This window comes from Mesorhizobium sp. M1027, assembly GCF_040318745.1.
GTDB lineage: Bacteria > Pseudomonadota > Alphaproteobacteria > Rhizobiales > Rhizobiaceae > Mesorhizobium.
The window spans coordinates 51,281-74,296 of sequence record NZ_JAMYMW010000013.1 but is presented as its reverse complement, the minus strand read 5'-3'; the positions used below and the strand labels follow the sequence as shown (position 1 = coordinate 74,296).

The window sequence follows — 23,016 nt, the reverse complement described above, 5'->3', positions numbered from 1 at the left end:
CCCGAACAGTAGTCGACCGCCCGCCGCATTTTCCGTCGAGGTTTATGCCTCCGACGGCGTCGAATCGCGTCAGGCGGAACCTGAAAAGCCGATTGTTCTGGAACCGCCGCGCGCTATTCGGCCGGACCTTGAGCACTGAACTCAGTCATAAACGCAGACGTAGATCTTGCGTACGGTCTCGATCGTGCGCCAGACGCCGACGAAACCGGGTTTCATCACGAAACTGTCGCCGGCGCGGTAGGTCTTGGTCTCACCGCCCTTCTCCTCGATTTCTACGAGACCCGAGACGATGTGGCAGAACTCGTAGATAGTGCCCTTGATCGAATGCGTCTCGCCGGGCGTCGCCTCCCAGACGCCGGTCAGAACCTTCTCACCTTTCGAGGCATCCTGCGCCCAAGTCTTGAAGGATGGATTGCCGGAAATGAGCCGCTCCGGAGCCGGTAATGCCTCCTTCGGCGCAAAGTCTGGAACTGTGTCGATCGTGATCAGAAGTGACATGTGATGATTCCTGGTTAGTAGCCGAGTGTCCGATCGACGAGGCCGATCAGTTCTTCTCCGGCGCGGTGGCGCCGAATGTTGTCGACGACGGATTGTGCCGCCGTATGCGGTTGCGTCACCGAGGCGATGTGCGGCGTTATCATCACCTTCGGATGCGACCACAGCGGATGGTCTTCCGGGAGCGGTTCTGGATCGGTGACATCAAGCATCGCCGCAGATACGTGACCGGTGTCGAGCGCGTCGATCAGCGCGGCCTGGTCCAGTTGCGGACCCCTGCCGACATGCAGCAGTTGAGCCCCGGCGGGCAGTAAGTGGAAGAACTCCGCGTCGAGCATGCCGTGCGTTTGTTCCGTGAGCGGGAGCAGGCAGACGAGAATATCCGTTTGCTTCAGAAAGCCCGCGAGTTGGTCCGTGCCGTGAAAGCAGGCGACGTCCTCGATCCGCTTTTCGCTGCGGCTCCACCCGGCAAGCTGAAACTGGAACGGCTTCAAACGCTCGATAGCCGCGCGGGCCAGCATGCCAAGGCCGAGAAAGCCAACCCGGCGTTCGGCCGCCTGTCGAGCGGCAATCGGTTTCCAGAGGCATCTTTTCTGCTGCTCAAGATAAGCGGGCATCTCGCGGTGGAGCGCCAACACGCCGAGCGCAACGTATTCCTGCATCATGCGTATGATGCCGTCCTCGACCATGCGCACAAGCTTCACATGGCTTGGCACCACGTCCTGCTTGAACTGGTCGACGCCCGCGCCGATGGAAAACAGCACTTCCAGATTGCGGTAGCGCGAGATCTCGTCCGGCACCGTCCAGGTGATGAGATAGCGCACCTTCTCCGGCTCCATCTCATCTCCGGAATGGAAGAAATCCAGATCCGGGAGCTCGCGCGCGAATATCTCGCGGAAGACCGCAGCACGCGCCGCATCGGAATTGAAAAGAAACGCCATGGCGACCGCCCTTCCTTCAGGCCGCAAGACGCGCGCCAAGCCCCTCGATCATCTTCCGGCAAGCGGCGAGTTCACCGATCTCGATATACTCATTGGGACGATGGGCACGGCCGATGTCGCCAGGACCGCAAATGATCGCGTCGATGCCGGCCTGCTGGTAAAGCCCGGCCTCCGTGCCGAAGCTGACGGCTGTGAGCGGCTCCTGCCCCGTCAGCTCGGTCAGAACGGCCGCTAGCGCGCTCCCGTTCGCGGGCGCGAGGGCGGGATAGGTGCTCAACTCGTGCCACGCCACATCGAAGCCACTGTCTCGCAGGGCGAAAAGCCGGGTCTTGACAGGCTCAAGCAGGGAGGCTGGAGAAACGCCGGGCACGGCGCGCACCTCGATATCGGCTGTGCATTGGCCAGGGATGATGTTGACCGCCTGTCCACCGGCGATGACGCCCACCTGCAAGGAAGAATATGGGGGCTCGAAATTTTCATCGAGCGGCCCGTCGGCGAGGGACTGGCCGTAGACCACGGCGTATGTGATGACGCTGGCCATGGCGTGCACAGCATTGAGTCCGAGATCGGGGCGTGAGGAATGGCCGGATCGCCCGATCACCTCGAGCCGCGCGGCGGCCTTCCCCTTGTGCGCGCGCACAGGCTGCATCCTGCTCGGCTCGCCGACAATGGCGCCAAGCGGCCTCTCGCATAAGCTCGGCAACGCGGCCAGGAGATGCGGCACACCACGGCACCCCGCCTCTTCGTCATAGGAGAATGCGAGATGAACTGGCTGCCGCAGGTTCATCGCCGCAAGTCCTGGGAGCGCGGCCAATGCGCAGGCGAGGAAGCCCTTCATGTCGGTGGTGCCGCGGCCGTATAGCCTGCCGCCCTCGCGGCGCAGGACGAACGGATCCGAGCTCCATTCCGGCTCGCCGGCCGGCACGACATCCATATGTCCGGAGATGATGTAGCCCCGACCCTGGCGCGGGCCGATCGTCACGAAGAGGTTGGACCGGTCGCCCTCGGGACCGGGCAGAACCGTCACCTCGGCTCCGGCTGCCTGACAGTAGTCGCGGATCCAATCGACGATCGCGCGGTTTGGCGTGCCCACAACAGAGGGAAATCCAATCAGCGTCGCGAGGATTTCATCCACGTTCATGGCGGTCCGCTCTAATCGCACATTATCACCGGGTGCAACCAGCGTATCCGCAGGCAGCAGAGTTCCCTGCCGAATTGCGTCATGCTTTGGCCGAAGATTGCGAAAAAGCACCTCGAACCAGCGAAACCTGCTGGCTTTCCCGTATAATGCTACGGCAAAAGAGGCATGTCGCGACATGGCGATCGATCACAACGTCACACCGCGTGCCTTGCGCATTTGTTGAAGGATCGACTGAGATGCAGAGATCAGTACGCCTGAAATCCTTCGAACTGGTCGCGCGGGACATCAATGATGTCGACGTTGAGCTGCTGCACGCGCTGTCGATCTCAGTCCGCTGGCCTCATCGGCCGAAGGATTGGAACCTACTGCGTCGCGCCGGCCAGGGCATCGTTGCCGTTGACGGTATTGGGCGCGTTTTCGGCAGCGCGATGTGGTTTCCTCACGGGGACGATTTCGCCACCATCGGCGTAGTGATCACAACGCCCCGCACGCAAGCGCAAGGAGGCGGCCGATGGCTCATGGACCTAGTCCTCGAGCAGTGCGGCGATCGCAACTTGGCACTCAATGCTACCCATGCTGCCTATCCTCTTTATGTCTCACTCGGTTTCACGACCGAGGCGACTGTATACATGCGCCAGGGGGAAGTCCCACCGATCCTCCCAACAGTGCCGTCCCTGGACGGTCAATTGCAGGCGCTGTCGAGCGACAGGCTAAAGGAGATCACGGCGCTGGACACCCGCGCGTTTGGGACAAACCGCGAGAGGCTGCTCACGTTGCTCGCGGCCGATGCCTCAATCTGCACTTTGAGCCGCGGCAGCGAGATCGTCGGCTATTCCATGTGTCGCGAGTTCGGGCGTGGTCACGTGATCGGCCCGATGGTCGCGGGAAACGATCTCGACGCGGTTCATCTTACAGCCGTGCATCTGAAGGGACTGGCAGGACGATTTGCCCGCGTCGACACCCGCGAGAAGGATGGCGTGTTTGCCGCGTTTCTCCAGCAGTGCGGCCTCGGCATTGCCGAGACCGTTACGACCATGTCCAAGGGGCGCCGCTTTCTGAACCGGGAAGACAATGGGCCTTGGGTCTATGGATTGGCGGGCCACGCCTTGAGTTGAATGCAAGCACGCTGTCGCCTTCAACCAGCGGTCAGAGGACCAGGTCGATCACTGCGGGCGTCGATCAACCGGCTTAATGCGGTTGCCGTCACGCGGCCGGAACGGCTGCCGCCTCGAATCTGCTCCGAAGCCCGGATTCGGTCTCCGCTGCCGGCATTATGAGCGTCCGACGCCCATCCGCCACGCCATCCACGATGACATGGCCGATGCCACGCGAGCACGGCTCGATGCGCGCGTTGAGATGATAAATGTCCCGCAGCAGATGTGAGGTGATGATGTCCCGCGTTGGCCCGCATGCGACCAGCCGGCCGTCCGCGATGACCATTGTCTGATCGCTGAAGCGCAGGGCCTGATTGAGGTCATGCAGGGCGATCAGCACGACCATGCCTCGCGCCCTGGCAAGTTCCCGCATGAGACCGAGCACTTCCACCTGCCGCGACAGATCGAGTGCTGATGTCGGTTCGTCCATCAGCAGGACCTCCGGCTCGCGCACCAGTGTCTGTGCCAGGCTGGCGAGTTGCCGCTGGCCGCCGGAAAGCTCGCCAATGTTGCGGAAAGCGATGTCGGCGATGCCGAGCGCCGCAAGGGTCTCGTCGATGCGAGCCAGATCGTCGTCGCCCACAGACCAGCCCATACCCTGCTTGCGGGCGAGCAACACTGACTCATAGACGGTGAGCACCGCGTTGGCGGACGTTTCCTGTGGCATGTAGCAGATGCCGCTCGTCCCGCGAATGGCCCCCTCGACATGCATTGCTCCCGGTCCGTGCAGGAGGCCGGCGATTCGCCTGAAGAGCGTCGACTTCCCGGCGGCATTCGGACCGATCACGGCCACAATGTCTCCGCCCTCGAACGCTGGCGTCGTCACATCCCGAAGCCGGAGGCTCGTGCCGTAGCGCGCGCCGAGCGCCTCAAGCCGGATCATCACCATGAGCGCCTCGTGCTGGACAGGATGAGCGAGATGAAGAAGGGGATGCCGATCAGCGAGGTGACGATGCCGATCGGGAAGACCGTCCCCGGGATAAGCGACTTGCTGACGACCGAGCTGGCCGACAGGATGAGCGCGCCCGCGAGGGCCGAGGCGGGCAGGAAGAAGCGTTGGTCCTCGCCGATGACCATGCGCGCGATGTGCGGGCCTACGAGGCCGATAAAACCTATGGTGCCGACGAAGGCGACGGGAATGGCGGCGAGGAGGCTCACCAGGATGAGCGTCTCGAGCCGCAGGCGACCGACTTTGACGCCGAAGCTGGCCGCCTTGTCCTCACCGAGCCTCAACGCAGTCAGCGCCCAGGCGCGCCGGGCGAAAATGGGTAAGACTGCGAGGAGAATGAATGTGGTGACCGCAAGCTTAGGCCAGGTGGCCTTGGTGAGGCTGCCCATTGTCCAGAAGACGACCGCCACCAGCGCTTCCGCCGACGCGAAAAACTGGACGAGCGCGAGCAGGGCGTTGAAGGTGAAAACCAGCGCGATGCCGAGCAGCACGATGGTCTCCGCGCTGACGCCGCGCTTGACGCTCAGCACGTGAATTAGGAAGGCCGCCAGCATCGCCATCACGAAGGCGTTGATCGGCACTACATACTCGACTGCGGCGGGGACAAGCCTCACCGCGAAGGCAAGCGCAAGCGCGGCGCCGAAGCTCGCGGCGGCGGATATGCCGAGCGTGAAGGGGCTCGCCAGCGGGTTGTTGAGGATGGTCTGCATCTGCGCGCCGGCCACGGCGAGCGCCGCCCCTACGACAATCGCCATCAGGGCCACCGGCATGCGGATGTCCCAGAGCACCACGCGCACCTGCTGCGGCACGGTGTCGGGGAACACAAGGGCCCGCACGACCTCACCGAGGTCGTAGCGGGCGGGACCGACCGCAAGGTCGACGCACAGGCTGAAGAGCAGAGCAGCGCCGAGGCCGGCAAGGATCAACTGCCGCCGCCAGACGAGAGCGCGGTAACGCCCTCGTCCATCGGTGCTGTCGAGCGCGGTGCTGACGGCCGCCGATTCAATCGACATCGGTCAGCGAGACCCAGTGGCCGGGCCTGTATGCGATGGGCAGGAATTTCTTGTGCAACTCGCTGAAGGTCACCTCAGGATCAAGGTCGGCGAAAAGATCGGGATGCAGCCACTTCGCCATCTGCTGGACGGCCACGAACTGATAAGGACTGTTGTAGAACTGATGCCAGATGGCATGCACCGCGCCGTCCTCGACGGCCTTCACGCCGGTCAGAGCCGGCCGCTCGGTCAGCGCCTTCAGCTTGCGCACCGCCTCCGCCTCATCACGGCCGGGGCCGACGCCCACCCAGGCACCGCCCGATACATAGGCGTCCCACGAGCCGCCGGTGACGATGATCTGATCCGGGTCGGAGGCGATGATCTGTTCGGGATTGAGTGTGCCGAAGGTGCCGGGGATGATGTCCTTGGCGATGTTGTCACCGCCTGCCATCTCAACGAATTTGCCGAAATTGTCGTCGCCGAAGCTCATGCAGCAATCGTCTGAATAGCCGCCGGCGCGTTCGATGAAGACCTTGGGCCTTTCCGGCTTGGCCTTCTCGATTACGTCGGTAACGCGCGCGATCTCGGCGGCGCGCCAGGTGATGAATTCCTCGGCGCGCTCCTCCTTGCCGAACAGCCTGCTAAACAGGCGCATGCTGGGTTCGGTGTTGGTAAAGGGACGCTCGCGGAAATCGACATAAACCAACGGAATGCCGGCAGCGGTGAGCTTCTCGATATACTTGGCGTCTTCCGTGGCCTGCTTCGACTCGATGTTCATCACGATGACGTCGGGCTTGAGCGATATCGCCTGCTCGACGTCGAAAGTGCCGTCCTTGAAACCGCCGAATGTGGGGATATTCGCCATCCTTGGGAATTTTTCCAGATAGGCGGCGTAGTTGTCCGGATCCGCTTGGCTGAAATCCTCGCGCCAGCCAGCGATGCGCTTGAACGGATCCTCGGTGTCGAGCGCCGCGACGAGATAGACCTGCCGGCCCTCACCCAGGATTACCCTCTCGACAGGCACGTTCACCTTGACCTGGCGGCCCGTGATGTCAGTCACTGCAACCATTTCGGCCCTGGCGGCCAGCGTCATCGACAGAGCGACGATAGCGGCCGCCATCGTCGCTGCTGGGATCTTTCCGAAATTCATCGCGCCCTCTCTTGAAATGGATCAGCCGGAGGTGGCTTATAAAAGATGACTTCAATTCTCAAGAAATATCTTTTAGAGCCATTCCAGACTGGTACGACGACAAGGGGTCTGGAATGGCGGGCGAGCCCAATTATTCGCTGCGGGACGAGATACGCGACTATTGGTCGACGCGCGCCGGAACATTCGACCTTTCGGTGGGGCATGAAATCTTCTCACAGCGGGAACGCCTGGCCTGGCACAGGCTGATACTCAAGCACTTGGGGCGCGGGGATGGGCGTCGCGCTCTCGACCTCGCTTGCGGCACCGGGGTCATATCCCATCTCATGCACGACCTGGGTTATGCCGTGACCGGGCTCGATTGGTCAGAGGCCATGCTTGCCCGCGCGCGTGCAAAGGCGACGCAGAGGGAAAGCGGCATCCGGTTTCTGATCGGTGACGCCGAGCGAACCCTTGAAAAAGCAGAAAGCTACGACGTCCTCGTCACTCGTCATCTCGTCTGGACGTTGGTGGATCCGCGAGCGGCATTCGCCGAATGGTTCTCGCTGCTCAAGCCGGGCGGACGGCTGCTGATTATTGATGGTGATTTCGTCAGTACGACCTGGCTAACCCCTCTGCGACAAGTCCTGGAAAGGGCGGTTGGCCGGACGGTCGGGCCGGTCCACGAACTGGATCAGGTGATGGCGGACCGCCATCGCAGCATCCTGTCACGGCTGCACTTTTCGCGCGGCGCCAAAGCGGACGAGGTCTGCGCGCTTCTGGTTGAGGCTGGCTTTGAGATGCCCGTGGTCGACACCCGGCTCGGCGCAACTCATCGTGCGCAGGCGCGGCACATGAACTTCCTCAGGGCGCTGGAACGCTCGACGCAGCATCGCTACGCGATTTGCGCGACCAAGTCGGCCTGGTAGTTGGGGAATTCTAACGATTTCCACAACCATCTATCGGCGATCGTCGGCTCCCACCCCGCCATTCTGATCTGACATCCGTAGCGCAGACAGAATCCGATTGCTCGCAGCGGCCTCTAAAGACGCGACAGCACAGGGCGAAAGACCACCGCGGAAAGAGACTTAGAAAAGAAGCTGTACGGATTGTCCCTGCGCCGAGAGCAGTTTGACGGCCTTCCGGTCAAACGAGACGAAAGTCTCCCCGCCAAGCCAGCCGCCGTCAAAAGCGATCACGCCGTCCGCGAAATCGCCGCCGGCATCGAGGACTGACAGCCCTGACTCAACTGCCGGCCGGTTGACGACAACATTCGCGGTGTTCAGCAACGCCCGGATCGCCGCGGCAATATTTTCGCGCTCTGTCTGGTACTGCCGGGCCAGAACCCGGGCGAACTCGCACAAGCCTGCAAGCTCACGGCCACGATGTCCGCTTTGGCCAGCAGGTCGACGGCAATGGCGGCCTGCGCGTCATCATCGGCGACATAGGCGCGCAGCAGCACATTCGTGTCGGCCGTCACCCTCATTTCTTGCCGGACCCGGCCGCCGCGCCCGCTTCCGCTATCGCCTCGTTGATCTCCTCGATGCTGAGCACCCGGCCGTTCGTCTTGCCTCTGAGGAAGCCGTGGAGGTCCCGGAACGACCCGTTCGCCCGTGCAGCCCTCAATTCCGCCCGACCGTCGGGCAGCAGATCAAGCTCGATCTTCTCGCCCGGTTTGATGCCCAGATGTTGCAGCACGTCATTGCGGAACGTCACCTGTCCCCTTGTCGTCACTGTCAACGTTGCCATGTTAAACATTCCTGTTCTCGCGATAAGATCATGCAAATCTGCATTATTATCAATGCAGATGGTCGGGGGGCCAAAGCTTGGCGTCCATGCGGCGACTGAATGGCATTGATGCCTTTTAGAAAGCCGTCAGGCATCGTGGATTCGCGCTCGCCCCCTCGTTCGACTGATTCTGATGTTGGCCGAACCGGTTGATCTGCCCCCTGCGACGTCGGAGTTGTACAGGAGCCCTCTTTGCCGAGCAGATACTCTACGTCGCATTTATTGGCCGTAAGTTGTCAGTCCGCTACGTCAAGGTCGAGCCGGAGATTGAGAAGAACGGAGCCATCGCCGCATAGCGTGTGCCTGCGTGGGTCTGGACGGACCCACTCATGCGCAATATGAATTATCAATGGAGATGAGGCCTGCCGTGGCGCTCACATTTTCGCGGTGTCGCTAAGGCAGGTGGCGCTCGTTCAATGCTGCTGCGCCGGGCGGTTGGCCTTCTGGTCTAACGCTGCCCGCAGAAGTGTCGATATCAGGGGATCTGGTCAATGACCGACAACAAGCCAGACGTTACCAAGGATTGGCAAGCGACGCAGGGCCAGAAGTCCTCCGCCACGCGTCTTCGCCTTTTCGCCGCACTCTCGTGGATCGTCGCCATTGGCGGCGAGATCTACGGAATCATGCTGCTTCGCCAGAACAAGTTCGACCAGGCACACCTGCCGCTGGTCATCGGCCTTCTGGTCGGCATCGCGATTTTCGCAATCGCCGGCAACTTGCTGTGGAAGGCGGCCACCAGGCACGATCCGGCCCGTGCATCCGGCGCGGCCAGGTTCTTCTTCCAAAACCAGCTCGGCGCAATCATCACGCTGATTGCCTTCCTCCCGCTGGTTTTCCTGATCCTCACCGACAAAAACATGGATCCGCGGACCAAGAAGGTTGCCGGCGGCGTCGGCGCTGCGCTGGCCGTGCTCGCGACGGTCATGGGGATCAGTTTCAACCCCCCGTCGGTCGAACAGTACACCCAGGATATGAACGCATGCGCAGCCCAGATCAAGTCGGGGCAGCCCACCACCGCCTGTTCGCCCGATGTCGCCGCTCAGGCGCAGGCGATCGCGACGGACACCGCCGCGGTAACGGCGGCGACGCGGGACGCGAGCCACCCCGCCGGTCAGGATGTCGTCTACTGGATCGCGCCGGAAGCCGGAGCCGCGAAGTCCGCCGAGCCGCATGTTTTCCACCTCTGCGCAGGCGTGAGTCCGCTGAAGGGCAAGACCGTGAATAGTGGCTCAGTGACGGAGGCCTACGCGCAGAACGCCGTCCGCATCACGAAACAGATCGATATGGAACAGAAGCAGTGCGGGTTCACCCCCACAACCAGCACCAACTGAACCTGCCTGCGCTCGATCGCGTCTATCGGGGCCACAGCGCCAGCCCGGAGAACAATGATGCATAGATGGACGGTGTGTATACCCGTAGAGGGTTAAAGGCCCCTACGATCGGCTTTAGAGGAGACTACGTCGATGACGAACGTGCGCGCCCTTGTCCTCGAACGCCAACACGAACTCAAGCTGCGTGACATCGATCTGCCACAGACCGTCGGCCCGGGCGAAGTTCGCATCAAAATCCACACTGTCGGCATCTGCGGCTCCGACGTGCACTACTACACACATGGCCGCATCGGCCCGTTCGTGGTCGAAGCGCCGATGGTCTTGGGCCATGAAGCCGCCGGCACCGTCGTCGGAACGGGTGAAGGCGTCGAGCATCTGAAGGTCGGCGACCGCGTCTGCATGGAGCCGGGTATCCCCGATCCCAATTCGCGGGCGAGCCGGCTCGGCCTCTACAACATCGATCCAGCGGTCAGGTTCTGGGCAACGCCGCCGATCCACGGCGTGCTGACGCCCTATGTCGTCCACCCCGCCAACTACACTTTCAAACTGCCCGACAATGTCAGCTTCGCCGAAGGCGCGATGGTGGAGCCCTTCGCTGTCGGCATGCAGGCGGCGGCCAAAGCGAAGATTGCGCCGGGTGACACCGCGGTGGTGATTGGCGCCGGGCCGATCGGCACGATGGTGGCGATCGCCGCGCTCGCCGGCGGCTGCGCCCGCGCCGTTGTAGCAGATCTCGCCCAACCCAAGCTCGACATTGCCGCCGGCTACCAGGGTGTGATCCCGATCAACGTCCGCGACAAGAACCTGGCGGCGGAGGTCAAGCGCCTGACCGATGGCTGGGGCGCCGACGTGGTGTTTGAATGCTCGGGCTCGTCCAAGGCATGGGAGACCCTGCTCGATCTGCCGCGGCCCGGTGGTACCGTGGTGGTGGTCGGCCTGCCGGTCGCGCCGGTGGCGTTCGACATCGCTACGGCCTCTACCAAGGAAATTCGCATCGAGACGGTATTCCGCTATGCCCACCAATATGACCGGGCGATCGCACTGATGGGATCGGGCCGCGTCGATCTCAAACCATTGATTTCGGCGACCTTCCCCTTCGAAGACTCCATCACCGCATTTGATCGCGCGGTCGAAGCCCGGCCGGCGGACGTAAAGCTTCAGATCCGATTGCCGGATTAGGCGAGTTCCAAAGCTCCGCGCTGTCCTCCCGATCTCCTCGATGCGTTGCGAAGCTTCCTGGGCAGCCAAGGCTGGCTGACGGCAGCCCTGAGCGCTTTTGGTGCTGATGCACGGCATCTACCGGCGGCGTTCCCTCCAAAAACAACTCTATACCTGGCGATGACGGCATCCTCTGGGGCCAGGAGCAAACTCCTTGAGTGCTGAGGGAACCGACACTTGACAAATCGGCGGCCGTCCGACACGTTCTTAACAAAAGGCACAACAAACTTACAAAAGTTCAAGTTGGCACAATCTGGCCGATAGGGAGAAGGCCGATGCGTCTCTGTGACCGAGCGGAGATTTGCGCGTGAGCACGGTGACCGTGACCCGCGAAACGCCCAGATGGGCCCTGCCCAGGTTCATGACGGCCGAGCATCCTTTCCCCTGGCTCGCGCCGATCACGGTGATGCTTCTCGTTTTCGGCATCTACCCCCTCGCCTATTCAGTCTGGCTGTCGTTTCACAAACGCAATGTCGTCTCCCGGCAACTTGACTTCGCCGGGCTCCACCAATGGACGCGCGCCTTCTCGGATGCGCGTATGTGGCATTCGCTGGAAACCACGCTGATCTACACCTTCGTCGCCCTTGCGGTTCAGCTTGCGGTCGGCATCCTCATCGCGCTTCTGCTTGACACCGATCGCAAAGGTTACGGCGTGCTGCGGGCGTTGATGACACTGCCGCTGGTGGTGCCGCCTGCGGTGACCGGAATGATGTTCCTGCTGATGCAGGACGGCTCTTTCGGTGTCCTATCGTTTTACCTCTATGCCCTCGACCTGATCTCGCCGGCACAGCCGATCCTGACGCAGCCCGGAACCGCATTGGCGGCGATCCTGCTGGCAGACATATGGCAGTGGACGCCGTTCATGGTGCTCATCATCCTGGCAGGGCTTAGGGCGCTGCCGAAGGAACCGTTCGAAGCCGCGGCGATCGACGGCGCCACCGGCATCCAGACGTTCTGGCGGCTCACATTGCCGATGCTGCGCAAGGTGATAGCGGTTGCGGTGCTGATCCGCGGCGTCGATCTCTTTCGCATCTACGACTACGTCTACATCATCACCGCTGGCGGGCCTGGCACGGCCACCGAGACGCTTTCATTCTACGCGGGGCGAATCTACTTCACCGGAGACTTCCCCTATGCCGCGACCCTGTCGCTGATCGTGCTCGTCGTCTTGATCGTCGTGTCGAACGTCTTCGTCAGGCTGTTCAAGGTGAGGTTCTGATGGAGTCGTCGCGCGCCCAAACGATCGCCCGTGACGTGCTCGCCGTCCTGGTGGTGGCGATCTTCATGTTCCCGATCGCGTGGTGGGCCCTGTCGTCCATCAAACCCTATTCGGCGATCTTCGATCGCAGCGGACCGGTCTACACCGGTTTCACGCCGACGCCGGACAACTACCGCGTGACGTTGCTTGGCGTTTCGCGCGTCGACATCGGCATGGAACAGGGCGGCGAAGCGGCCGGGGTCATCAAGGGGGGCGCGAGTTCCTATGATTCCCGCCAGTCGTTGCTCGACAGTGCCATCATAGCCGTCGGATCGACGGCGCTGACGCTGCTGCTGGCAACTCTGGCCGCCTATTGCCTGTCGCGAATGCAGTTCAGCGGCCAGCAGTCCTTCCTGTTCTGGATTCTCTCGCAGCGCTTCATGCCGCCAATCGCGATCGTCATTCCGATCGTTTTCATGTTCCGCGATCTCGGCTTGCGCGATACCTATACGGGGCTCATCCTCGTTCACAGTTTGATCAATCTGCCGCTGGCGGTTTTGCTTTTGAAGTCGTTCTTCGACGACGTCCCGCGCGAGGTCGATGAGGCGGCGCTGATCGACGGCGCGACGCGCTGGCAGACGTTCCGGCGCGTGGTCCTTCCCATGGTCAAGGGCGGCATCGCTGCGACGGCTGTGCTGTGTTTCATCTTTTCGTGGACCGAGTTCCTGCTCTCACTGTTCCTGACAACGTCGATCCGCACCGTGCCGGTGAAGATCTCGACGTTTGTCACCTCGACCGCAACCGAGTGGGGCTACATCACAGCGCTCGGCACGTCCGCGATCATACCCAGCTTCATCTTTATCCTGCTGGTTCAACGGCATCTGGTCCGCGGCCTCACCCTCGGGTCCCTGAAGGAGTGAGGCGCAGGCGAGAAGAACGACGACAAAAAACGCAACGGAGGAACGATCATGAGCTTCAGAGAACACGACAAGAAGACATTCGTCGCCGATACCTGCAACGACTTTACGGCGCGCCGAATAACCAAACGCGACTTCATGAGGAAGATGGCGCTCGCCGGTGTCGGCTTTTCTGCCTTCGGATCAGCCATGCTAGGTGGCGGCCGCACCAATCGGGGGATCCTGGGCCTCGGGGTTGAAGAAGCCCGCGCCCAGGACGCCGATATGTTGAAGTGGCTGGCCGATGTCGGCAAACCGTATGCCGGCACCAAAATCCGCTACACTTCGGAAGCGACGCCGCCAACGATCGTCGCCAACCAGCTTGTCGCGGGTGAATTCACCAAGGCCACCGGCATTGAGGTGGAAGTCGAGATCGTGCCGCTGGAGCAGGTTCTCGCCAAGGCGACGCAAGATGTGCAGGGCCAGCTTGGCACCTATGACGTCTACTATCTCGATCAGTCCTGGATGGCGACGTTTGCACAGGATGTCGTCGATCCGCGCGAGTATTATGACCAGAACAAGAACCTGGCGATGCCCAACTTCGACTGGGACGATTTCTCCAAGCCGCTGGTCGACGGCATCGCCATGTACAACGGCAAGCAGTGCGGAATCCCGTTCGATATTCCGATCTTCATCCTGATGTACCGCAAGGATCTTTTCGACAAACACAACATTGCGCTGCCGACAGACCTCGACGCTTACCTCAAGGCCGTGCAGGCGCTCACAGAGGCAGAAAAAAGCAACGGCATCTTCGGCACCGCGTGCCAGGCGAAGTCCGGCCACTATTCGCTGGAATGCGACTGGACCTTCGCCTTGTGGGGCCATGGCGGGTCGATCTTCAACAAAGACAAGAAGTTTGTCGGCAATGACGAGCGCGGCGTGGCCGGGCTGCAATTCTATCAGGAGCTGGTCAAGAACTCGCCGCCCTCGGCGACGACATGGACCTGGGACGGCCAGGGACAGGCACTGACACAGGGTCAGGCCGCGATGGCAATCACCTGGGGCGAAGATTTCCCCGGCTTCGACGCCAACGATTCCAAGGTCAAAGGCCTGTTCGAGGCCCTGCCCGCGCCCAAGGAGGTTCCCGGTCGTCGCGCCGCCGCCGATTGCGGCTTCAACGAAATCCCGGCCGTTGGTCACCAGGGCGGCTCGACGATTTCGCTGTCGCAATATTCCAAGAACAAGGAAGCGGCATGGCTGTTCATGCAGTGGGTCTGCTCGAAGGATGTGATGGCGCGGGTATCGACGCTCGGCGGCGGCGCCTCGCCGATGCGCAATTCTTCCTTCACCGATCCTCGCGTGAAGGCGAAGGCCGTCGTCGGGCCTGGAACGACACGCCACTTCGACGCGATCAAATACACGATCGACAACCAGATGGGATCGGAGCCGGACATGCCGATCTGGGCGGATCTGTCGAACAACGACATTCCGGTTGAGCTCGGCAAATTGCTTACTGGCCAAGACTATGGCGGCAATGCCAAGGCGTGCCTCGATGCCATTGCCGGCATTGTCGACGGCAAAGTCAAGGACGCCGGTCTTTAGCGACTCGTCGGTGATTTGGGCGAAGGCGGCTTCCACCGCCCTCGCCCTTTGGCAATGTGGCGGCAATGGTTCCGGATCTCGTCATCGGCATCGATTCCTCGACCTCGGCAACCAAGGCGATCGCCTGGGACCGCAATGGGCTGGCCGTGGCTGAAGGTCGTGCACCGCTTGCAATGTCCAACCCGCGTCCGGGCTATTTCGAGCAGGATCCGGCCGAGTGGTGGGCCTCGACGGTTACGGCGCTTCGTGCTGTCGTGGCAACAGTTTCGCCGGCACGCATTGCCGCCCTTGCGATTGCTAACCAGCGCGAAAGCTTCGGCCTTTTCGACGAGCAGGGCCAGGCGGTCGGGCCGGCGACGCTCTGGCTCGATGAGCGCGCCCGGCAGAAGGTACGCCGCTTCGGCGAGAGTTTCGGCGCGGCACGCGTCCACGCAATATCCGGCAAGCCGCTCGACGTCATTCCTTGCCTTTACCGCATGATCTGGTTTCGCGAGGAAGAGCCCGAGATTTTTGCCCGCGTGGAGCGAATGGCCGAAGTCCATGGCTATCTGGTCTTTCGCTTGAGCGGCCGGTGGGTGACGTCCACCGCATCCGCCGACCCGATGGGCATACTCGATATGCGAGCTATGGACTGGTCTAACGAAATATTGGACGCCGCGGGCGTGGCGCGGGGAATGATGCCGGACCTGGCGAGGCCCGGCAGCGTTCTGGGCCAACTGACTTCGGAAGCCGCCATACTGACGGGCCTGCGGGAGGGCACGCCGATCGTCGCCGGCGGCGGTGACGGTCAATGTGCCGGAACGGGCGCTGGCGTGTTGCAGCCACGATGCGCTTACATCAATCTCGGCACGGCGGTCGTCTCCGGCAGCTTTGGCACGGACTACGTCCATGACCAGGCCTTCCGCACCGAGTCGGCGGTCGCCGATGATGGCTATATCTACGAGACGTGCCTTCGCGCCGGCACTTTTCTCGTCGACTGGATGGCGCGCGAAATGCTTGGCGTCGATCTGCATGGCGCGAGCGGCCTGGCAGCGCTCGAGGCCGAAGCCGCTGCCAGCCCGATTGGCGCAGGCGGCATAATGCTTCTTCCCTACTGGCAGGGCGTCATGGACCCGCACTGGGACAGTACGGCCCGTGGTGTGATTGCCGGGCTGTCCGGCTCGAGCAGCCGCGGCGACATCTATCGTGCCGTGCTGGAAGGCATAGCGCTGCATCAGGCCGCGACAAGTCAGCGGGCCGCTGCAGCTGCCGCCCAGACCATCGGCCAATTCATAGCCATCGGCGGAGGGGCCAAGTCCGACCTGTGGATGCAGATTTTGGCGGATGCACTTGATCGTCCCGTAAAGCGTTCGACGACGGTGGAAGCCTCCTCGCTTGGCGCTGCGATGGCGGCGGCAAAGGGCGTGGGCTGGTTTTCCACCATCGCCGAAGCGTCGCTCGCAATGGCCAGCGAGCCGGCCAAAACCTTCGAACCGGACGCGAAACGGGCCGCGCTCTACGCCGACCTTCTTGCGATCCATGCCGATCTTTGGCCAACGCTTTCAACCTGGAACCAGCGTCTCGCGGCCTTCATGGAGACCGATCATGGCTGAAGCGAGCAACTGGAACGCCTTGATCGAGGACGTTGTCGCAGGACGCTGGACAGATCCCAAGACAGGCGCAGCCGCGGTCCTGCCGTTCCAGACAATCGAATTGCTGGAGACGACGGAGGGCCGCGAAGGGGATCTCGTTGCGCCCCTGGCGCTAGGCAGCCGCATCGCCGTGGTCTCCGACATCAACACCGTCGATGTGATGGGCAGGCGCGTCGCGAAGGCGCTGCGTGCCATCGCCGAAATCGACGAAATCGTGCTGCCTGACGGCCTCGACTGCGATGAGGCAACGATCCAGATGGTCAGGGAGAAGACGCGTCACGCCGAAGGCGTCGTGGCCGTCGGGTCCGGCGTCCTCAACGACAGCTGCAAGCATGCAACCTTCCTCGACCAGCGGCCCTATGCCGTCTTCGGCACAGCGGCCTCGATGAATGGCTATGGCGCCTCGACAGCGTCGGTGACGTTGGCTTCGGGACTCAAGATCTCGCTGCCCTCGCATGCTCCGCGAGGCATCTTCCTGGACCTTGGCGTGTCGGCGGCAGCACCCAGTTGGCTCAGCGCCGCCGGGCTTGGCGACAGCCTCTGCCGCTCCACCGCCCAGATCGATTGGTGGGCTTCGCATCGGCTGTTCGGCACTTACTATTCCGAGGTGCCTTATCTGCTTCAGGCGGGCGATGAGGAACCGATGCTGGCCCATGCGCCTGGCCTTGCCAGGCACGACATCACCGCCGTCGGGCATCTCCAGCGCGTCCTGACGCTGTGCTCGATGGGCGTGTGCTTTGCCGGCGTTTCCCATCCCGGGTCCATGGGGGAGCACCAGATCTCCCATTGGGTCGACATGTTCGCGCAAGCACATCATCCAGGCACCACGCACGGCCAGCAGGTCGGGGTTGCCTCGCTGGTCATGGCGCGGCTGCAAGCGCAGCTGCTGGACATGGAAGAGCCGCCGCAGGCAAAGCCAACCGTCATCGACGAGGCGGCGATGCTGGCCCGCTATGGAGCGCAGCTTGGACCACTTTGCATTGCCGAGATGAGGAAGACAGCACTCGACGCCAGCCAGACGGAAATCTTCAACCGGAAACTCGCGGAAATCTGGCCGGCCCTGCGCCAGGAGGTTCGGCCAATGGCAATGCCGGTTGCCCGCATGGAGGCAGCCCTCAAGGCTGCGGGGGGGCCGGTCACCGGCGCGGAACTAGGCCTGCCGCGCGCGCTTTGGCACGATGCCATTCGCTATTCGCGAGAAATCCGCGGCCGCTGGTCCTTCGTCAATCTGGCCGCCGATGCAGGACTCCTGGAAGAATTTCTGGAGAGCGAATGGTGAGAGCGCATCCGATCGCCAATGGCTCGCATGGCGAAAATGGGCTCCAACCGGCAAGGGCAATCGAAGGGTAGCAATTTATGGCATCTGTCACCATCAGCAACATAAAGAAGGACTATGGTGCCCTCTCTATTATCGATGGACTCGATCTCTCGATCGAAGATGGCCAGTTCGTCGTTCTGTTGGGACCGTCCGGCTGCGGCAAGTCCACGTTGTTGCGCATGATAGCCGGTCTCGAGCCCATCACATCCGGTGAGATCGCCATAGGCGACAGGGTCGTCAACACGCTTCATCCCAAAGACCGCAACATCGCGATGGTCTTCCAGAATTACGCGCTTTATGCGCACATGACCGTCTTCGACAACATGGCCTTTTCCATGCAGTTGAAGAAGCGCCCAACCGAAGAAATCAAACAGAAGGTCGGGTGGGCGGCATCGATCCTCAATCTGACTCCCTATCTGGAACGGTACCCCCGCCAGCTTTCGGGCGGTCAGCGGCAGCGTGTCGCCATGGGCCGCGCCATCGTGCGGGATCCAACTGTGTTCTTGTTCGACGAGCCGCTGTCCAACCTCGATGCCAAGCTGCGCGTGCAGATGCGCACCGAAATCAAGGAGCTCCACCAGCGGCTGAAGACCACCACGGTCTATGTTACGCATGACCAGATCGAGGCCATGACCATGGCCGATGTCATCGTCATCATGCGCGACGGCCGTATCGAGCAGATCGGGCGCCCGCTCGATGTCTACGATCACCCGGCAAACCTGTTCGTCGCTTCTTTCATCGGCTCGCCCGCAATGAACATGTTGCATGGCGAGGTGGCATCCGAGCGCGACGCCTGGGTGGTGCGGACCGACGAGTTATCCCTCCCGCTGCCGCCAGGGGCTGCGGTCCGGCCCGGCCAAAAGGTGATCTACGGCATTCGCCCCGAACATCTTCGACCCGTGGCCGACGGGCGCGGCATTCCGGCCACGATTACGGTTGTCGAGCCGACCGGCCCCGAAATCCACATCTTTGCCAGCATGGGCAACACCGCGATCTGCTCGGTGCTGCATGACCGCATGGAGGTCTCTCCTGGAGCTGTAATCCATCTGGAACCGGCGCCTGAGCGAATCCACCTGTTCGACCAAGGCAGCGGCGAGCGACTGGACAAGGGAAGAAGCTGAATGGCCCAGGTCGTTATCCTCGGCGCCGGCGTCATGGGCTCTGCCATGACGCTTCCGGCCGCTCACGCGGGTAACCGCATCACTCTTGTCGGCACCCATCTCGACGAGGAGATCGTCGACTCGGTGGCCAGCACCGGTCGTCATCCGCGCCTCAACACCACACTGCCTGATGTGGTGGCCGCCAAGTCCTGGACCGAATTCGGGGCAGCGATGAACGATGGACCCGATCTGCTTGTACTCGGCGTCTCGTCGGCCGGCATTCCTTGGGCGGTCGAGCGCATTGCAGAAAGCATCAAGTTGCCGGTGCCGATACTGATGATTACGAAAGGACTTGCAGCAAGCGACGAAGGCGTGGAAATCCTGCCACATCTGCTTGCCCGCGAGATCGAGCAACGCACCGGCTTGTCTGTCCCGGTGATGGCCGTTGGCGGACCGTGCATTGCCGGCGAACTGGCGGCACAGCGCGATACGTCTGTGATCGTTGCCGGACACGATACCGACCAGGTGGCCGCGGCCTCCCGCCTTCTGCGCGCGCCTTTCTATCATGCGCGATCGTCATCCGATCTCGTCGGCGTCGAGATCTGCGCCGCTTTCAAGAATTTCTACACACTCGCCGTTGGGGCTCCCGTCGGAATGCTGGAGCGCGACGGCAAGGCGCCCAATGGTGCGCTCATGCACAATCTTGCCTCGTCACTTTTCTCGCAGTCCCTCGCGGAGATGGCGATTCTGGTCGATGCTCTGGGCGGAAAAATCGAAACAGTGCTGGGGCTGGCAGGCTCCGGCGATCTTTATGTGACCTGCCAGGCGGGCCGTAACGGTCGCATGGGGCGCCTGCTTGGCCGCGGCCTGCCCTATTCCGTGGCGAAGCGCGAACATATGAGTTCGGACACGGTCGAGGGAGCGCAACTGGCGCTGGACCTTGGTCCGACTTTGAAGAATATGATGGCCCGGGGTGTACTTCCCCATGATCGCCTGCCGCTGACGAGGGCCATCATCGACGCGGTTTGTCACGATGCTCCGCTGGTTTTGTCCTTCGACCGCTATCATCGAGGCTAGCGGAGCCGGGGAAACTCGATTGATGCCTCATATCGATGAGCACATGGCTCGGCCGAGCCCGCTCTGGACCCGCTGCCGCGGAGTGGACAGGATGATCTGATGGAGAAACCCGCACGAAAGAAGCGCGACGGCCGCCAAGCTGTAACGAGTTCGGTCACGGCTGATCGTGAGGAAGGGCTGCTCGTGCGCGCCGCCTGGCTTGCTTACGTCGGTGACCTCACGCAGGCGCAAATTGCCAAGTCTCTTGGCCTGACCCGCCTTCGCGTCAACCGGATGCTGGCGCATGCGCGCCAGCGGGGGATCGTTCAGATTCGCATCAATTCGAAGGTGGCGAACTGCATCGAGCTGGAGCACCGGCTGCGGGACGCCTATGGTGTCTCGGATCCAATCGTGGTTCCGACACCACCCGATCCTGCGCTGGTGCCACAGGTCATCGCAGCCGCCGCCGGTGAGGCCCTGTCGCTCAGAATCCGCGACGGGATATCGGTGGGCGTGGGATGGGGACGGACGCTCCAGCTTAGTCTGCGGTCAGTGACCGTACGCCCGGTCAAAGGAATGTCGGTCGTTTCCCTGCTTGGTGGGCTCACGCGCGGATCGGCGATCAACATCTATGAGATCGCTTCGCGGCTCGCGGCGCTTTTCGATGCGGAATGCTTCTACATCGCAGCACCGGTGTTCACGGACACGGAGGCCACGCGCGATCTGCTTATGCGCCAGTCCATTCTGGAAGACGCCTTCACCCATGCCCGCGACGTTGACGCCGCTTTCGTTTCGGTGGGCGCGGTGCACAAGGACGCCACCATCTTTCGGATCGGACTGGTAGGCGATGATGATCTCAAATCGCTCCGCGAAGCGGGAGCCGTCGGCGATATTTGCGGCCACTGGATCGGCGCCGACGGACAACTCGTCGATCACCCGCTGAACAATCGCGTTATCGGCCTCGCGCCGGAACATCTGCGCGACATCGACACTGTGATCCTCCCCTCCGGTGGCCTCGACAAGGTTCCGGTGCTGCGCGCCGTGTTGCGTCTGGGAGTCGTCGATGTGCTGATCACCGACGAGAAAACCGCTGAGGCGATCCTTGCGCAAAAGCCGTAGCGCAGACTGACCTCTACCAGCAGCGCGGCTCGCGACTGATCGCTTCTTCGCGTCACAGAACCTCGTGGATTTCCTCGATCGAAGTCTCGCCGATCCGCTTGTCGAGAACGATCTCTCCACGCGCCATGGCCACGACCCGGTCGCAGCATTCGAAAACATGATGCATGTTGTGGCTGATGAAGACGCTGGTGATGTTCTGGGCCTTGAGCGCGCGAACGAAGCCAATCACCTTTCGCGTCTCCTTCACCGAAAGATGATTGGTCGGCTCGTCGAGAATCATGACTTTCGACTTGAAGTGCATGGCCCGGGCGATCGCCACGCCTTGGCGCTGGCCGCCCGACAGTTCGCCGACCAGCGCGTCCGGCGACCTCAGATGCAGATCGACGTCGGCGATCGCCTTGACACTTTCATCACGCATGCGCTTCTGGTCCAGGATGCCGATGCCGAAAACCGAGCCCTTCACCGGCTCGCGTCCGATAAAAACGTTGCGGGCGATGGTCATGGTCGGCACCATCGAATTGTACTGGTAGATCGTCTCGATGCCGCGATCCATGGCGTCGCGCGGATTCGAGAATCGGACCGGTTCACCTTCGATCCTGATCTCGCCGCCATCGGGCTTTTGGGTGCCTGACAGGATGTTGATCAACGTCGATTTGCCGGCGCCGTTGTCGCCGACAAGGCCGAGCGCCTCGTCTGGATAAATGTCCAGAGTGACGTTCTTCAAGGCGTGGACGCCGGAATACCATTTCTGGAGTCCCTTGATCGCGATGATGGGTGCCGCCATGATCAGGTCTCCACCTTCATTGCCCTGCCCCGCTTTCGCAGCCAGGCATTCACGACGACCGCGAAGATAGTCAGGAAGCCGATTGCCATCTTGAACCAGTTGGCGTCAACCTGGCTCAGCACCAGTCCGTTGTCGATGACGCGGATAAGGGCAGCCCCTATGATGCCGCCGAAGATAGTGCCGATGCCGCCAGCCAGCGAGGCGCCACCGATGACGGCAGCCGATACGGCTTGCAACTCCAGCCCCTCGCCGATCGAGGGCAGCGGCGCGCCGAGCCGCATCACCTGAATGGTGCCGGCAAAGCCGGCGAGCACAGAACAGATCATGAAGCAGGCGACCTTCACCCGGGCCGTCGGGATGCCCATCGATTGCGCGGCAGGCAGAAAGCCGCCGGTGGCGCGCACCCAGTTGCCGAAATTCGTGCGCGACAGAAGCACCGTCGCCAGGATTGCCACGGCGACAAACCAGAAGAACGACATGCGAAAGAGGTCGCCCGGCCCCACATAGATCGTAAACAGCCATTTGGGCAGAGCGTTGGCCGGGATGACAGGAGGGAAGCCGCCGGAGATTACCACCGTCAGCGAACGCGCGATGAACAGCATGCCAAGCGTGGTGATGAAGCTTGGTATCGCGAAACGAATCGTTATGAACCCGTTGAAGAAGCCGATCAGGGCGGCGATCGCGAGGCCGGCGGCAAAGGCCGGCGCGAACGGCACGCCGGCCGCCAGCATCACCGCCATCGTCATCGGTGTCAGCGCAAAGACCGAGCCCACGGAAAGATCAAACTCGCCGCATATCATCAGCAGGGTCACGCCGATCGCGACCAGCCCCATTTCAGGCAGCAGCCCAAGCATTCCACGCACGTTCTGTGTGTTCAGAAATACGCCGTTCGAGCGTATCTGAAAGACGAGAAGGAGGAGGAGCAGGAACACGACCGCGGCAAGCTCCGGCTTCTCCAGATAAATCTTCATCAAGCGCTTCATCATTCGCTCCGGCTTGGGATTGTTTGCGCTGGCTTGCCGCATCGGCAAGGGGATGGCGGCAGTCTGTCTTCTACCGCCCTTGACCGGGAGATGCGGTGGCAGGATGAGGGGTGGAGCTAAAACGCCCAAAGGCCACGCGGCCTGCCCCCCACCCTTGCCCCTCCCGTAAAGAACGAGGAGAGGACGCCGGCTTC

21 protein-coding genes and 1 pseudogene are annotated in these 23,016 nt (G+C 62.1%); 12 read left to right on the top strand and 10 right to left on the bottom strand.

Translation table 11 applies throughout. The features are described 5' to 3' along the window. Positions 1-141: 141 nt before the first annotated feature. Genes NKH50_RS23420 through argE form a run of 3 tightly spaced genes read right to left on the bottom strand, consistent with a single transcriptional unit; the run spans position 142 to position 2,577 of the window. Positions 142-498, bottom strand: coding sequence for a cupin domain-containing protein (locus tag NKH50_RS23420; protein ID WP_023678793.1), 357 nt, complete (start codon positions 496-498; stop codon positions 142-144). 14 nt (positions 499-512) lie between these two features. Further along, positions 513-1,436, bottom strand: a complete 924-nt coding sequence (locus tag NKH50_RS23415) for a 2-hydroxyacid dehydrogenase (RefSeq protein ID WP_352752794.1) — start codon at positions 1,434-1,436, stop codon at positions 513-515. A 16-nt stretch (positions 1,437-1,452) separates the two neighbouring features. Beyond that, a complete protein-coding gene (gene argE, locus NKH50_RS23410) occupies positions 1,453-2,577 on the bottom strand; it encodes an acetylornithine deacetylase (protein ID WP_352752796.1) in 1,125 nt (374 codons plus the stop codon). 236 nt (positions 2,578-2,813) lie between these two features. Between argE and NKH50_RS23405 the strand changes: the two genes are divergently transcribed. After that, positions 2,814-3,692, top strand: a complete 879-nt coding sequence (locus NKH50_RS23405; protein WP_352808154.1) for a GNAT family N-acetyltransferase — start codon at positions 2,814-2,816, stop codon at positions 3,690-3,692. 88 nt (positions 3,693-3,780) lie between these two features. On the opposite strand, the gene NKH50_RS23400 is transcribed toward NKH50_RS23405, so the two are convergent. Genes NKH50_RS23400 through NKH50_RS23390 form a run of 3 tightly spaced genes read right to left on the bottom strand, consistent with a single transcriptional unit; the run spans position 3,781 to position 6,792 of the window. Beyond that, positions 3,781-4,620, bottom strand: a complete 840-nt coding sequence (locus NKH50_RS23400; protein ID WP_352881254.1) for an ABC transporter ATP-binding protein — start codon at positions 4,618-4,620, stop codon at positions 3,781-3,783. Beyond that, a complete protein-coding gene (locus tag NKH50_RS23395; RefSeq protein ID WP_352881252.1) occupies positions 4,614-5,693 on the bottom strand; it encodes a FecCD family ABC transporter permease in 1,080 nt (359 codons plus the stop codon). The genes NKH50_RS23400 and NKH50_RS23395 overlap by 7 nt, the downstream gene beginning before the upstream one ends. Continuing rightward, positions 5,683-6,792 (bottom strand): ABC transporter substrate-binding protein, encoded by a 1,110-nt coding sequence (locus NKH50_RS23390; protein ID WP_352881250.1) that lies wholly within the window; start codon positions 6,790-6,792, stop codon positions 5,683-5,685. The genes NKH50_RS23395 and NKH50_RS23390 overlap by 11 nt, the downstream gene beginning before the upstream one ends. Positions 6,793-6,935: 143 nt before the next feature. Here NKH50_RS23390 and NKH50_RS23385 point away from each other — a divergent pair, with 143 nt between their 5' ends. After that, the gene (locus NKH50_RS23385; RefSeq protein ID WP_352701473.1) at positions 6,936-7,727 is read left to right on the top strand and encodes a class I SAM-dependent methyltransferase; all 792 of its coding nucleotides are present in this window, start codon (positions 6,936-6,938) and stop codon (positions 7,725-7,727) included. Between the two features lie 159 nt (positions 7,728-7,886). On the opposite strand, the pseudogene NKH50_RS23380 reads toward NKH50_RS23385, so the two are convergent. Next, a pseudogene (locus NKH50_RS23380) lies at positions 7,887-8,284 on the bottom strand (type II toxin-antitoxin system VapC family toxin). After that, a complete protein-coding gene (locus tag NKH50_RS23375) occupies positions 8,281-8,547 on the bottom strand; it encodes an AbrB/MazE/SpoVT family DNA-binding domain-containing protein (RefSeq protein ID WP_352701474.1) in 267 nt (88 codons plus the stop codon). Before NKH50_RS23375 ends, NKH50_RS23380 begins: the two are co-directional and overlap by 4 nt. A 530-nt stretch (positions 8,548-9,077) precedes the next feature. Between NKH50_RS23375 and NKH50_RS23370 the strand changes: the two genes are divergently transcribed. The 10 genes from NKH50_RS23370 to NKH50_RS23325 all read left to right on the top strand — a co-directional run bounded on the left by NKH50_RS23370 (position 9,078) and on the right by NKH50_RS23325 (position 21,055). Next, a complete protein-coding gene (locus NKH50_RS23370; protein ID WP_352881248.1) occupies positions 9,078-9,917 on the top strand; it encodes a succinate dehydrogenase/fumarate reductase transmembrane subunit in 840 nt (279 codons plus the stop codon). Between the two features lie 132 nt (positions 9,918-10,049). After that, a complete protein-coding gene (locus NKH50_RS23365; RefSeq protein WP_352881246.1) occupies positions 10,050-11,096 on the top strand; it encodes an NAD(P)-dependent alcohol dehydrogenase in 1,047 nt (348 codons plus the stop codon). 346 nt (positions 11,097-11,442) lie between these two features. Next, a complete protein-coding gene (locus NKH50_RS23360) occupies positions 11,443-12,354 on the top strand; it encodes a carbohydrate ABC transporter permease (protein WP_352881244.1) in 912 nt (303 codons plus the stop codon). Beyond that, positions 12,354-13,253 (top strand): carbohydrate ABC transporter permease, encoded by a 900-nt coding sequence (locus tag NKH50_RS23355; protein WP_031212286.1) that lies wholly within the window; start codon positions 12,354-12,356, stop codon positions 13,251-13,253. The genes NKH50_RS23360 and NKH50_RS23355 overlap by 1 nt, the downstream gene beginning before the upstream one ends. A 48-nt stretch (positions 13,254-13,301) precedes the next feature. Next, the gene (locus tag NKH50_RS23350; RefSeq protein ID WP_352701478.1) at positions 13,302-14,831 is read left to right on the top strand and encodes an ABC transporter substrate-binding protein; all 1,530 of its coding nucleotides are present in this window, start codon (positions 13,302-13,304) and stop codon (positions 14,829-14,831) included. Between the two features lie 65 nt (positions 14,832-14,896). Then, positions 14,897-16,423 carry an FGGY-family carbohydrate kinase gene (locus NKH50_RS23345; RefSeq protein ID WP_352881241.1) on the top strand — a complete coding sequence of 509 codons (1,527 nt, stop codon included), beginning with the start codon at positions 14,897-14,899 and terminating at the stop codon, positions 16,421-16,423. Beyond that, positions 16,416-17,741: an iron-containing alcohol dehydrogenase gene (locus tag NKH50_RS23340; protein WP_352881239.1), complete on the top strand. Its 1,326-nt coding sequence runs from the start codon at positions 16,416-16,418 to the stop codon at positions 17,739-17,741. The genes NKH50_RS23345 and NKH50_RS23340 overlap by 8 nt, the downstream gene beginning before the upstream one ends. Positions 17,742-17,818: 77 nt before the next feature. After that, positions 17,819-18,901, top strand: coding sequence for an ABC transporter ATP-binding protein (locus NKH50_RS23335; protein WP_352881237.1), 1,083 nt, complete (start codon positions 17,819-17,821; stop codon positions 18,899-18,901). After that, positions 18,902-19,957, top strand: a complete 1,056-nt coding sequence (locus NKH50_RS23330; protein WP_352881235.1) for a hypothetical protein — start codon at positions 18,902-18,904, stop codon at positions 19,955-19,957. A 99-nt stretch (positions 19,958-20,056) separates the two neighbouring features. After that, on the top strand, positions 20,057-21,055 hold the full coding sequence (locus NKH50_RS23325; RefSeq protein WP_352507685.1) for a sugar-binding transcriptional regulator: 999 nt from the start codon (positions 20,057-20,059) through the stop codon (positions 21,053-21,055). 52 nt (positions 21,056-21,107) lie between these two features. Here the strand turns inward: NKH50_RS23325 and NKH50_RS23320 are convergent, their stop codons facing one another. Together NKH50_RS23320 and NKH50_RS23315 are read right to left on the bottom strand one after the other, a co-directional pair. Next, complete coding sequence (locus tag NKH50_RS23320) at positions 21,108-21,839, bottom strand: ATP-binding cassette domain-containing protein (protein ID WP_254819755.1); 732 nt, start codon at positions 21,837-21,839, stop codon at positions 21,108-21,110. A gap of 2 nt (positions 21,840-21,841) precedes the next feature. Then, the gene (locus tag NKH50_RS23315) at positions 21,842-22,822 is read right to left on the bottom strand and encodes an ABC transporter permease (protein ID WP_023678771.1); all 981 of its coding nucleotides are present in this window, start codon (positions 22,820-22,822) and stop codon (positions 21,842-21,844) included. Positions 22,823-23,016 lie beyond the last annotated feature (194 nt).